Genomic DNA, 12,180 nt, shown 5'->3' with positions numbered 1-12,180 from the left:
TTAAAAGTCCAAAAACGCCAAACGCGCCTCGCTGTACCACACAAAAATCAGATATCGACGACAAGCCCCTTTGCCTTCAGGACGGGCTCCAGATTGCTAACCTCGATAACGGATTTGCCCTGCTTGTAAGCTTCAATGAAGCCCGCTTCAGCATCTTCGCGAATTTGCGAAAGACGTGCCGATTCCTGAGCGTCAGCACGACGCACAACCACCAAACCGTCCGCATCGCCAACAATGATGTCGCCGGGATTGACGATCTCATCGCCAATGATGATCGTATCGTTTACTGCGGCAATCGTTTCCTTGACGGTACCCTTGATGCAGACGCTGAACGAGAACACAGGGAAGCCAAGGTCTCGAAGCTGCAAGGTGTCACGCACACCAGTATCCGTCACCAGACCACCGATCCCCTTTGCAAGGCAGGCATTTGCCAGCACGTCGCCAAAGGAACCAGCCTCTTCGTACTCACCAGCTGAAACCACGATGATGTCGCCGGGCTTGGCGTAATTAATGGCCAGCTGCAACATGATGTTGTCACGCGGCGCGCATTTGACGGTAAAGGCGGGACCACACAGTTTCATGCGGTAGTCGACAGGCTTGATGCGGGAGGAAAGTGCGCCCCTGCGACCCTGTGCCTCGTGGATGGTTGCCGGCGAAAACTTCGAAAGGGCTTCGATGTCTGCCTTGCTTGGCCGTTCTGCTATATCTTTAATGTGGATCATAAAACCTCCCACGGTAAGGCTGGCGGCGGGAACGTCCCGCCACTCGCATTGAGTTTAATTGTCATGTGTCAATCGTTGCCTTGGCTTGAAGCCAGGCGGGATCAGGGGATCGGGTCGAATTTCAGCTCGGAGAGCGGGACGACCTTGTCCGTACGGGTCATTTTGTATTCGGTATTCGGGCCAAGCCACTTGTCCCAGATTTTGTTTATCTCGCCGGAGGCGTCGAGTGTGCGCAGCACTTCATTGATTTTCGCTGTCAGGGCAGGATTGTCCTTTGCCATGCCGACACCGATCGGCTGATAGAGCATCGGCTCCTCGATCATGCGCATCGGTTTGCCCTTAGTCTTCGAGTCATTGACGAACTTGGTGGTGGTCATGGTGTTGGCCACCATACCCCGCGCCTTGCCCTGCTGAACGGCAAGATAGGCAGAGGCAGTATCCTGGAAGGTCAGCGGCTCGGACTTGTTGAGCTTGATAGACATTTCAGAGGTCGAGCCCTTGGTGGAGGCGACACGCTGGCCTTCGTAATCCGACTTCTTCTTGCCGGCATCATCAACCGGCACGATCAGCATTTCCTTGGCGAGATAATAGGGATCGCTGAACTGAATCTGTTCGGCGCGGCTTTGTGTGTAGGCGAGATTGGCGACAGTGATATCGACGCGGCCAAGCTTGACTTCCGGCACACGAGCTTCCACCGACACCGGTTTGACTTCGGCCTTAACGACCAGTTCCTTGGCGATCGCGTTGCAAAGATCAACGTCAAAACCGGCCATTTCACGGGTCTTCGGATCGGGTGCCGCGAATGGCACGACATCAGCAAAGGTTGCGCAACGAAGCACCTTGTTCGCCATGATCGTATCGAGTTGATCAGCCGCCGCTGGTGACGCGAGAGCGGTTCCAGCCAGTGCAACGGTAAGTGTCAGGCATTTCCAGTTCATGGTCAGTTCTCCTCTTATGATTGATTGGTATCAGTGGCGCAGATCGGAAAGGAACCGCTGCGCGCGCGGATGGCGTGGTGCTGTAAAAAACTCTTCCGGCGTCGCTTTTTCGAGAATTTCGCCGGCGTCGATGAACCAGATGCGGTCGGCAACTTCACGGGCAAAGCCCATTTCGTGGGTCACGCAAAGCATGGTCATGCCCTCTGCCGCGAGCCCCTTCATGACGGCCAGCACCTCTCCAACCATTTCCGGGTCGAGAGCGCTTGTCGGTTCATCGAACAACATGACGGGCGGCTCCATGGCCAGCGCACGCGCAATTGCCACGCGCTGCTGCTGACCGCCGGACAATTGCCCCGGATAGGCGCCGGCCTTGTCGGATAGGCCTACCCGATCCAGAAGCTTCAAAGCTTTCTGGCGGGCAACATCAGGTGCGACGCCTTTCACCCGGATCGGGGAAATCGTGACATTTTCGACAACGGACAGGTGCGGGAAGAGATTGAAATTCTGGAACACAAAACCAACTCTGCTGCGCAGAAGATTGAGTTCCTTTGTCTTGGTTGCCGCGTGAATATCCTGCCCATCGAGCGTGATGGATCCGCTGTTGATCTCTTCGAGACGATTGACGGTACGGATCAATGTGGATTTGCCGGAGCCGGAAGGGCCGCAAATGACGATAACCTCGCCCCGCGCAACTTCGGCGTCGACATTCTTCAAAACCTCGTAGTCGCCATAACTCTTGCAGACATTGGAAATGCGAATGGTCTGCTGTGTTGATGATGCCGTGTTTGTCATGGCTGCTCCGTTATGATTTTCGCCTGCGCCTGCAATGCGTGTTGCCGGCGACCGACCACACCGGCACGGCGTTTGGCGATACGCCGCTCGACGGCATTTGCGAGATACGTCAAGCTCCAGCAAATGGCGTAGTAGACAACCGCGAGGATGAGGAAGACCTGGAATGGTTGGGTCAGAAGCTGATTATTGACCTGACTTGCCGCAAAGGTGAGGTCGGGTACGTTGATGACGTAACCGAGCGTCGTATCCTTGATCGTGGCGACGAATGTCGAGATCATGCTGGGGATCATGTTGTAAAGCGCCTGCGGCAAGATGATGAAGCGCATTGCACCGAGATAGCTGTGGCCAAGCGCTCTCGCCGCATCCATCTGCCCCGCACCAAGAGCGACAATACCCGCTCTTACGACTTCGCTGAGAAATGCGCCCTGATAGATGACAAGCGTCGTCAACATGATGACGAAGCTCGGCACGTCTGCGCCGGTCCAGAGCGGAACGAGGAAATAACTCCAAAGGATGAGCATGAGCAAAGGCACGCCGCGCGTGACATAGACCAGCCCCGTTACCGGCCACCGCAGGAGCCGCCACTTGGACAGGCGCGCCATCGCCATAAGGATGCTGACAGGAAAGGCTAGTGCGATGGCAAGGGCAGACAGGATGATCGTGTTCGCAAGCCCTCCAAGCGGGCCGTTTGGATATTGCCCGATCAGCAGCAGCAACCAGTTGTCATGAACGATGGTAATCATATCGCCGATCATCCGCGTGCCCTCCACGCCGGATCAAGGCGCATCGAAAGATACGCACCGGCACCCATGATCAACAGCGAGAAGAAGAGGTACAGAACAGTTCCGACAAGATAGATCTCGAAGGTCTGGAAGCTGAGATTTTCAATTTCCTTGATGGCATGGGTCAATTCGGAAGCGCCGATAATGAGGGCGAGGCTGCTGTTCTTGAACAGGGAGACACTGTGATTGATGAGCGGCGGCAGGGCATTGCGCACGCCTTGCGGCATGATGATGAAGCGCATCGCGGAGAGATAACCGTGGCCCAATGCCTTGGCCGCTTCCATCTGTCCCGGGCTGACGGAGCGCAGGCCTGAACGCAGATCCTCACTGAAATAGGCTGCCTGACAGAGACCAAGACCCACCACGGCAAAGATCGCTTCGGCATTGTGACCGATCAGCCAGTCCGTCAAACCTGAAGGCAGGAGCGTGAATATCCCGAAGTACCACAGCATCAATTGCACGAGTGTGGGCACATTGCGGTGGTAGGAAACATAGGCCGCCACGGCGCGATCAGCAAAACGCGACGATGAAAACCGCACGCATAACAGGACCAGCGCAAGCGTCATCGCGAGAGACCAGGACCCGATAAAGATGACGAAGGTCATCTGCAATCCGTGCCAGAGCATTGCAATATACTGCGGGTCGCTCAGGATTGCCGACAGGTCGAAACCGCTCACGGCTTTTGTTCCTTCGCTGCGTCAGCTTGCGCCACAGTCTGCGGTTTGGCCGTCTGAAGTCCGCCCATAACCTGCAATGTCGGGGTAATTTCCATATGGCCGATATTCATGGAAACTGGCGCGGCAACGGCAAAGGCTATCGCGTCGGCAATATCTTCCGCTTTCGGCAACTCGAAACCATCGATGAAGCGCTCGCGCACGCTCGGATCGTTGCCGTGAACGTGAGTGAAGATATCCGTCGCCACGCGGCCGGGGCAAATCTCCGTTACGCGGACGCGTCTGCCGAATGCATCCAGCCTCAACTGGTTCGAAAGCATGGCGACACCAGCTTTAACGGCATGATAGGTCGAGTTGCCACCGAAATTATAGTTTCCGGCGATGGACGAGATATTGACGACATGCCCGCGATCACGCTCCACCATGCCCGGAACAATCAGCCGGCAGATGTGGAGAACGGCACGGAGATTCACATCGATCAAAAGGTCGATATCCTCCGCATCAGCCTGAAGGAACTTCTTCGGCCTGTCGACGCCGGCATTGTTCACGAGGATGTCGAACTGCACCTTATCTGCAAGATCGGCAATTGCAGCGCGATCGGTAACGTCGATCGCGTGCGGTATGCAGCCGGTGCGTTCGGCAAGTTCATTCAGGGCGCCGGCGCTGCGGGCAACCGCGTGGACTTCAATGTTTTCGCGGCAAAACCGCTCGACGACAGCGGCACCGATACCGGATGAAGCACCGGTGACCAAAGCGGTCTTGTAATCGGAGAATGGCATTCTGATCCCCTTTTTTGTTACCATCAACACTAGCGAAGCTTTCCCTGCTTGCCTAAGACCGATTATTTTTGGAGTAATAAGTAAGTTTTATGGAGACCCGCAAACAGGCAATTAGAGACGGGATTCCAGGATGTTCTTGTTCCAGGCAGGAGCTTTCCGCTCTGGCGCCCAGATTGCAAAACGCGTGCGAGCCTGTAAGCTGCGCCAAGCATGGATATAAGACGTCTCAAATCATTCATCGTCATCGTAGACAGTGGCAGCATCACGCGCGCCGCAGATATTCTGCATCTGGCGCAACCGGCACTCAGCCAGCAACTAGCCGCGCTCGAAGATCATTTCGGCCAGAAATTGCTCATCCGCAGCCAGCAGGGCGTGACGATGACGGATGCGGGACATGCCGTTTACCGCCATGCACAGATCATATTGCGCCAGATGGAACAGGCGCAGGTCGACGTATCGGCGGCGGGTAACTCAATTGCGGGACGCGTCTCGGTCGGTCTGGTCCCATTCAGCAGCGCTGCAACGCTTTCCGTGGAGCTGTTGGCGGAAACGCGGAAGCGACATCCGGGGATATTGATCCACCTGACGGAAAGTGTGGGACAAACCTATAGCCAGATGATCATGAATGGACGTCTGGAACTGGCTTTGATCCATGGGGTCGGACCAATCAAGGGCGTAAAATTCGAGCCCATGCTCAGCGAAGAATTTTATCTTGTCGCACATCGCGATTTCGCAATCGAAGCGGATTCAAAACCGGTGCCGATCGCCGCGCTTGATGGCATGCCCATGCTGATGCCACCCGCGTATAATTTTGTCCGGCGCGCTGTAGACACGGCATTTACCCGCAGCCGGATCAATCTGAAGGTCGTCGCGGAAGTGGAAATCGTCAGGACGCTTGCCCGCGCCGTTGCCAGTGGTCTCGGCGCAACCATCATGCCAAAAGCGATAGCCAACCGGATCGTCTCGGAAACGAGCGAACCACTTATTTGCCGGCTGCTGTCGCCACGGATCGAAGAAACACTGTCGCTCTGCATGTCCGACCAGAATTCGCTGTCTGAGCCGGCTTTTGCCGTCAAGGATATCCTGGTGGAACTGACGGAAAAATTGAAACTTTAGAGTATCCTTTGGCCCGGCAGCCGAGCCAAAGGATCGTTTTCAGGATCAACGCATATCCTGGCAGAACTGCGCAATGCGGGCGCAGCCTTCGCTCAGCATCTCCATGCTCGTTGCATAGGAGATCCGGAAGTATGGGCTCATACCATAGGCGGCGCCCTGTACCGTTGCCACGTGATGCTCATCCACCAGCGCCATCACAAAATCCACATCGCCTTCGATTTTGCGTCCGCCCTTGGTGGTCTTGCCGATAAGCCCAGATATATTGGGATAGAGGTAAAAAGCGCCTTCCGGCTTATGGCAGCGCAAACCGTCAATCTCGCCGAGTTTGCTCAGAACAAAATCGCGACGGTCGCGATAGATAGCGGCGCGTTCTTTAAGAAGATCCTGGGGACCGTCCAGCGCTGCAATCGCTGCCGCCTGCGAAACAGTGGCAATGCCGCCGCCGTTCTGACCGTTTACATTGCTTATTGCGGCGATAAGTTCCTTCGAGCCGCTGGCGCAATAGCCCAGACGCCATCCCGTCATGGCGTAAGCCTTCGACACGCCGTTCATTGTCAGAACGCGGTCATAAAGCCGCGGCTCCACATCGGCAATTGTGCCGAATTCGAAGCCATCATAGACAAGATGCTCGTAAATATCGTCAGTCAGGATCCAGACATGGGGATGACGCAGCATAACCTCTGCGATTGCTTTCATCTCCGCACGGGAGGAGGCGGCGCCGGTGGGGTTGTTGGGAAAATTGAGAATGAGCCACTTGGTACGTGGCGTAATCGCAGCTTCCAAATCTTCGGCACGCAGTTTGAAACCGGTTTGTTCGACGCACGGCACAGCGACCGGAACACCCCCTGCGAATTTGACGATATCCGCATAGCTGACCCATGACGGGGTGGGAATAACGACCTCGTCGCCCGGATTGCAGGTTGCAAGCATGGCGTTGAAAATTACCTGTTTGCCGCCTGCGGAAACGATGATCTGGCTGGCATCGTAGGTCAGATTATTGTCCCGCTTGAACTTTCTGACGATCGCGGCTTTCAGCGCAGGCGTGCCATCCATCGGTGGATATTTCGTCTGCCCGCCAAGGGCTGCTTCGTGCGCGGCCTCGATTGCGTGAGCAGGCGTCGGGAAGTCCGGTTCACCTGAGGAGAGGCTGACCACCTTGACACCCTGCGCGGCCAGCTCTCTGGCGCGTTGGGTCATGGCGGCGGAAGCGGAGATGGAAACGTTTTTCAGGCGGTCTGATGTAGAGGGCATCTGCATGGTCTTTCAGTAAGATTTAGAGAACAGGCCAACCAGAGGCCCATTAAGACGCGAGTTCTGCGGCAGGCGCGAGCGTTGCGCCGGAGGCGCTGATTTCACTACGCACGATACGCGCCAGCTCCAGTGAACCGGGCGTATCGCTGTGGACGAGGATGGAGCGAGCCGGCATTGTGATGATCGTGCCATCGATGGCTTCGACCGTGCCATTGGTCAGGAACCGGCGGACACGGGCGCGCACCGATGGTTCATCCTTGACCAGCGCGCCGGGAAGACCCCGCGCGACAAGGCTTCCCTTGGCGTCATAGGCGCGATCGGCCAAAAACAATGCCAGGGTCTTCAATCCAGCGCGTTTTGCCGCTCTCTCGATTTCGCTGTCCGGCGTTACGAACACCACAAGCTTCGGATCAACGGCAGAAATGGCATTCATCATCATATCGGCAAGCGCCGGGTCGCGATTGACCATATTGCCCATGGCCGCATGAAAACTGAAGTGCCCGACTTCGACGCCTTCGCCTTTGGCAATCGCGATCAAGGCCCCGAGCTGATAGAGCATCTGCTGTCTCAACTCATCCGGCTGAAAGGGCATTTCGCGTCGGCCGAAGCCTGCCCTATCAGGCAATCCCGGATGTGCGCCGATGCCGACGCCATTTTCTTTCGCAAGGCGAACCATTCGCGCCATGGTATCTGGCTCGCCGCCATGAAAACCACAGGCAATATTAGCCGACGATACGATCTTCATCATCGCTTCGTCGTCACAGAGCCGATAAGGACCGAAGCCTTCGCCCATGTCGGAGTTCAGATCGATCTTCATCGTTTCCTCCCTTTGCTCCCTGGTTGTCCGTCAACCCATCGCATTCAGCGCTCGCTTGACCATTTGTGAGGTCTGGCGAACATCATCGACGTATTTCGCAACTGCCCGCTCGGCCACACGCGCTTCCTCGTGATTGGACTTCACGAATTTGATCTTCCCACCCGGGCGTGCCTGTCCTAACCGCCACAGGTCGGCGTCGATCACGCCGGCAATCTTTGGATAACCGCCCGCCGTATTTGCATCGCTCATCTGGATGATCGGCTCGCCACCTGGCGGCACCTGTACAACGCCCGGCATCACACCGTGGGAACGCATTTCGATGGTTTCGGTCGGTTTTATAGGATCACCCGACAGCCGGTAACCGGTCCGGTCGCTGCGGGAGGATATGCGCCAGATCTGGCTCCAGAATTCCTCGCCATCATTGCCAAACAGCTTTTGTTCACCGGCCGGAATAGCACGTATCGGCAAAACGCCGTCTACTACAGGCGGGAAAATATCGCTTAAAGCCACGGAAGGCTCAACTACACCAAGCCCGTTTGATGGCAGTGGTAACAGATCGGCGGAAGCCCCTATTTCCAGCCTGTCACCTTTTGCAAGCGGTCGCCCATCGTGACCGCCGAAACTGCCGCGCAGTGCCGTGCTTCGAGATCCCATCAAAACCGGAACGTCCACCCCGCCCGTAACCGCGACATAGGCGCGGGCGAGTTTCGGCGGCTGCCTCAGTTCCAGTATCTGACCTTCCTTGCCGATATGAGCGCACCAGGAAAGCAGCTCTTTCCCGTCAAGCAACGGGCGCCCATCCGTCCCGGTAACGGCAAATGTTGCTGTTTTCGTAAAACGCAATTTGAATGGAAAAGTCTGGACCTCGATGACAGCAGCATCTGCGGCATTACCAGTCAGAATATTGCCGATCTTGAGCGACAGAGGATCCATGGCACCGCCAGCAGAAACCCCGATGTCACGGTAACCGGGGCGACCGAGGTCTTGCACGGTGTTGAAGGGGCCGGTTTCGATAATCTCGATCATAGCTCGATCCCTGTAGGTATGAAACGAACCGTATCTCCGGGTGCCAAAAGAGCTGGCGCAGAAGAGGCGGGATCGAACATCTGCAAATCGGCGTAACCGATGGAATTCCACCCATTCGGTCCGGTCAACATCGCCACACCCGTCTGCATTCCACCGATCGTCACGCAACCCTTTTCCATCTTGATCGATGGCACGGTTTTTCGGGGCATATAGATGCGCGCATCGAGACCATGCAGATAGCCAAAGCCCGGCGCGCTCCCAACCGCGAAGACGCGGTAGGTCGCCTCATGGTGAATCCGCACGACTTCGCGGTCGCTCAGCCCTGAAAAATCACAGATGGCTGGAAGGTCGGCAGCGTATTCGCCCCCATAATGTACCGGTATTTCAACTGTCTTCCCGACAATATCCAGACTGGCGGCTTTATCCCAGGCATCGAGCAACTGGGACACGACGAACTCTGGATCTTCAGGCGTTTCCTTAAAAATCGCCAGAAGGTTCGTCATGCCGGGAATGACTTCCGCAACACCTGCCCAGACTTTTACCGTTTGCGAAAGCGCCCAGATCCAGCGTTGTGCTGGCAGATCAAATTCGCCGGATGCTTCGAGCAAGAATGACCGGGAGCCTATGAACGAAACGCGCGCCTGGCCTTTTATGACGGGCTGGATTTCGTGACGAGTTGCGAGAGTGTTCGATGTCGCAATCATGATTGAAGCTCGATTTCGAACAGCGGATCACCAAAACCAACCAGAGCATCCTGCACGGCAAGCTGATTGACGAGCGAACCGTTACGGCCCGCGACAACAGGGATGAGAATGTGGTCGATCCGGATAAATCCAATCACGTCATCTGCAGCAACCAAACGCGGAAGATTTTGCGTTTTTGCAGGCAGAGCAGGCTTAGAAGAGCAGAAGAGACCGGCAATCGGCGCTTTTACCACCACTTTCGAAACAGCGGCCTTTGGTGAGCAAACAGCGCCAGCGACGGAAATTGCAGATCTTGCCGAGGCAGAAACAATAATGCGTACCTGACCCTCAGGCGTCGTGATTTCCACGCCGTCCACGCCTGCATCCGTCAGCATATCGGTCAAAGCTGTGAGTAAGACGGGGTCGCTAAAGTCGGGCCTGCTCATGCCGCGCTCCGTTCTTTTAGCCAGTGTTCAAGATAGTGAATGTCTGTTTCGCCCTGCGCAAAAGCCTCGTCCCCAAACAGGGCGCGCAGGAGCGGAAGATTGGTCGAAATACCCTCCACCCGTGTACCCGCAAGCGCTTGGCGCATCCTAACCATGGCTTCAGCACGGGTCGGCGCATGTACGATCAACTTGGCGATCAAGGAATCATAATAGGGTGACACCCGGTAGCCGACATGGATATGGGTATCGACGCGAATCCCCTCTCCTTCCGGCAGCACAAGATCGGTCACGACACCCGCCGAGGGGAGAAACTTATCGGGATCTTCGGCATTGATACGACATTCGAAAGAATGTCCGTCGCAGACAACATCTGCCTGCCGCAAGTCCAGAGGCTTACCCTGCGCCGCCTTGATCTGGGCCTGAACGATGTCGATGCCGCTCGTCATTTCCGTGACGGGATGTTCGACCTGCAAGCGCGTATTCATCTCGATGAAATAGAACTTGCCGTCTTCAAACAGGAATTCGAAAGTTCCCACCCCGCGATAGCCGATCTGTCGGCAAGCCTCGACGCAAGCCATACCAACCGGCTGGATCACATCGACCGAAATTCCAGGCGCTGGCGCTTCTTCGACCACTTTTTGATGACGACGTTGCATCGAACAGTCGCGGTGACCAAGCCAGACGGCATTGCCGTGCGTGTCGCACAAGACCTGTATCTCGATATGACGGGGATGCTGGAGAAACTTCTCCATGTAGAGGACAGCAGAGCCAAAAGCCTGCCTCGCCTCCTCCCTTGTCAAGGTAATGGCTTCGTGAAGCAAGGCAGATTCCTGCACCACCCGCATGCCACGCCCGCCACCACCGCCCGCAGCCTTGATGATGATTGGATAGCCGATCTCATTCGCGATACGCTCAACCGTTGCGGCATCCTCGGGAAGCGCTGTATCCGGTCCCGGTACACATGGCACACCGGCCGCAATCATTGCCCGTTTGGCAGCGATCTTGTCGCCCATCGTGGAGATCGACCTTGCGTCCGGACCGATGAATACGAGACCGGCATCTTCGGCAGCCTGAGAAAAGGCGGCATTTTCGGACAGAAATCCATAACCGGGATGGATCGCACCCGCACCCGTCAGACGGGCAGCGATTAAGATGGCATTCTGATTGAGATAGCTCTTGGCAGCATTCGCCGGTCCAACACAAAGGAAGGTGTCAGCCGTTTGGCCATATGGAGCCTGCCTGTCCGCCTCAGAGCAGATGGCTACGGTCTTCAAGCCCAATTCGCGGCAGGCGCGCTGAATGCGTGCAGCAATTTCACCCCGGTTGGCAATCAGGACCGTGTCGAAACCCGGCAAATCCGATGTGGTGTTGAGACCTTCCGTCACTACGCGATCTCCGCCAGCAAATCATTGGCCTCAACCTCGCCACCATCAACCTCCGTCAGATAGGTGATCCGGCCAGCGCGTGGCGCAACAATTTTATTGAAGACTTTCATGGCTTCGATGATGAAGAGGGCCTGCCCCTCCTCGACCACATCTCCAGCCTCGACAAATGAAGGTTGTCCAGGCGCGGAAGCGCGATGCAAAACGCCAAAAATCGGGGCATGAATGGAGGTGGCCGATGTGGTGGCGGGAAGGATCGACTCCGACCGATCGATCAGCGCGTCATCCCCTGCTTTGACCGGGACATTGCTGCCAGTCACTGTTCGAGGTGCGGTTTTGAATATCCGCACAGTTACGCTTTTCTCTGTCACCATGAGTTCGGTGACGTTCGTTCGTCCGACAAAATCAATCAGCGTCTTTATCTTCGGCAGGTCCATAAGCGTACTCGGCATTGTCCAAAGCCACCCGGTAATCCCGCACGATCGGGGTCACTTTCGGCTGCCTTAGACCTAGCACGATAGGCTGTTTGATGGGGTCAGAAGAACTTTTGATGGAGGTGTTCAATGAATAGGGGCCGTGAGCCCGTTGAGTTCGCGAAGCTCGAGTGTGCGTAATGGATCGACCGCTGCACGCTACCAGAGCCCCACGTGGCTATACCGCCAGCAATTCATTTGCGGTATCCAAGGCCCTAAACGCAAGGTGCCCTCCGGGATGGGAGGGCTTTGTTGTTGATAGTCTTGAAGATATTGGTTGCGGGGGCAGGATTTGAACC

At 56.2% G+C, this 12,180-nt stretch carries 14 protein-coding genes; 1 reads left to right on the top strand and 13 read right to left on the bottom strand.

What is annotated here, in order from left to right; all coding sequences use genetic code 11:
* Window positions 1–47: 47 nt before the first annotated feature.
* The 6 genes from T18_RS19195 to T18_RS19170 all read right to left on the bottom strand — a co-directional run bounded on the left by T18_RS19195 (window position 48) and on the right by T18_RS19170 (window position 4,687).
* On the bottom strand, window positions 48–722 hold the full coding sequence (locus T18_RS19195) for a 4-carboxy-4-hydroxy-2-oxoadipate aldolase/oxaloacetate decarboxylase (RefSeq protein ID WP_003518022.1): 675 nt from the start codon (window positions 720–722) through the stop codon (window positions 48–50).
* A gap of 101 nt (window positions 723–823) precedes the next feature.
* Window positions 824–1,660, bottom strand: a complete 837-nt coding sequence (locus T18_RS19190) for an ABC transporter substrate-binding protein (protein ID WP_038494508.1) — start codon at window positions 1,658–1,660, stop codon at window positions 824–826.
* Window positions 1,661–1,690: 30 nt separating this feature from the next.
* Entirely contained in the window at window positions 1,691–2,452 is a 762-nt protein-coding gene (locus tag T18_RS19185) for an amino acid ABC transporter ATP-binding protein (protein WP_003518020.1), read from the bottom strand.
* A complete protein-coding gene (locus T18_RS19180; RefSeq protein WP_038494505.1) occupies window positions 2,449–3,207 on the bottom strand; it encodes an amino acid ABC transporter permease in 759 nt (252 codons plus the stop codon). The genes T18_RS19185 and T18_RS19180 overlap by 4 nt, the downstream gene beginning before the upstream one ends.
* On the bottom strand, window positions 3,204–3,911 hold the full coding sequence (locus T18_RS19175; RefSeq protein ID WP_003518018.1) for an amino acid ABC transporter permease: 708 nt from the start codon (window positions 3,909–3,911) through the stop codon (window positions 3,204–3,206). The genes T18_RS19180 and T18_RS19175 overlap by 4 nt, the downstream gene beginning before the upstream one ends.
* Window positions 3,908–4,687 carry an SDR family oxidoreductase gene (locus T18_RS19170; protein ID WP_038495850.1) on the bottom strand — a complete coding sequence of 260 codons (780 nt, stop codon included), beginning with the start codon at window positions 4,685–4,687 and terminating at the stop codon, window positions 3,908–3,910. Before T18_RS19170 ends, T18_RS19175 begins: the two co-directional genes overlap by 4 nt.
* A 210-nt stretch (window positions 4,688–4,897) precedes the next feature.
* On the opposite strand from T18_RS19170, the gene nac reads away from it, so the two are divergent.
* Window positions 4,898–5,803 carry a nitrogen assimilation transcriptional regulator NAC gene (gene nac / locus T18_RS19165; protein ID WP_003518016.1) on the top strand — a complete coding sequence of 302 codons (906 nt, stop codon included), beginning with the start codon at window positions 4,898–4,900 and terminating at the stop codon, window positions 5,801–5,803.
* Between the two features lie 45 nt (window positions 5,804–5,848).
* Here nac and T18_RS19160 read toward each other — a convergent pair whose 3' ends face one another.
* The 7 genes from T18_RS19160 to T18_RS19130 are packed head-to-tail and all read right to left on the bottom strand — an operon-like array spanning window position 5,849 to window position 11,845.
* Complete coding sequence (locus tag T18_RS19160) at window positions 5,849–7,054, bottom strand: pyridoxal phosphate-dependent aminotransferase (protein ID WP_075807790.1); 1,206 nt, start codon at window positions 7,052–7,054, stop codon at window positions 5,849–5,851.
* A gap of 49 nt (window positions 7,055–7,103) precedes the next feature.
* Window positions 7,104–7,871: a 5-oxoprolinase subunit PxpA gene (locus tag T18_RS19155; protein ID WP_038494500.1), complete on the bottom strand. Its 768-nt coding sequence runs from the start codon at window positions 7,869–7,871 to the stop codon at window positions 7,104–7,106.
* A 30-nt stretch (window positions 7,872–7,901) separates the two neighbouring features.
* Window positions 7,902–8,897: a biotin-dependent carboxyltransferase family protein gene (locus tag T18_RS19150; RefSeq protein ID WP_038494497.1), complete on the bottom strand. Its 996-nt coding sequence runs from the start codon at window positions 8,895–8,897 to the stop codon at window positions 7,902–7,904.
* The gene (pxpB, locus tag T18_RS19145) at window positions 8,894–9,601 is read right to left on the bottom strand and encodes a 5-oxoprolinase subunit PxpB (protein WP_038494494.1); all 708 of its coding nucleotides are present in this window, start codon (window positions 9,599–9,601) and stop codon (window positions 8,894–8,896) included. The genes T18_RS19150 and pxpB overlap by 4 nt, the downstream gene beginning before the upstream one ends.
* Entirely contained in the window at window positions 9,598–10,026 is a 429-nt protein-coding gene (locus T18_RS19140) for a hypothetical protein (RefSeq protein WP_038494491.1), read from the bottom strand. The genes pxpB and T18_RS19140 overlap by 4 nt, the downstream gene beginning before the upstream one ends.
* Window positions 10,023–11,411 (bottom strand): acetyl-CoA carboxylase biotin carboxylase subunit, encoded by a 1,389-nt coding sequence (gene accC / locus T18_RS19135; RefSeq protein ID WP_046205623.1) that lies wholly within the window; start codon window positions 11,409–11,411, stop codon window positions 10,023–10,025. The genes T18_RS19140 and accC overlap by 4 nt, the downstream gene beginning before the upstream one ends.
* Window positions 11,411–11,845 carry an acetyl-CoA carboxylase biotin carboxyl carrier protein gene (locus T18_RS19130; protein ID WP_038494488.1) on the bottom strand — a complete coding sequence of 145 codons (435 nt, stop codon included), beginning with the start codon at window positions 11,843–11,845 and terminating at the stop codon, window positions 11,411–11,413. Before T18_RS19130 ends, accC begins: the two co-directional genes overlap by 1 nt.
* Window positions 11,846–12,180: the final 335 nt, after the last annotated feature.

It is taken from the genome of Rhizobium sp. TBD182 (genome assembly GCF_001950375.1).
GTDB lineage: Bacteria > Pseudomonadota > Alphaproteobacteria > Rhizobiales > Rhizobiaceae > Agrobacterium > Agrobacterium tumefaciens.
This window is presented reverse-complemented; position numbering and strand designations above follow the sequence as displayed.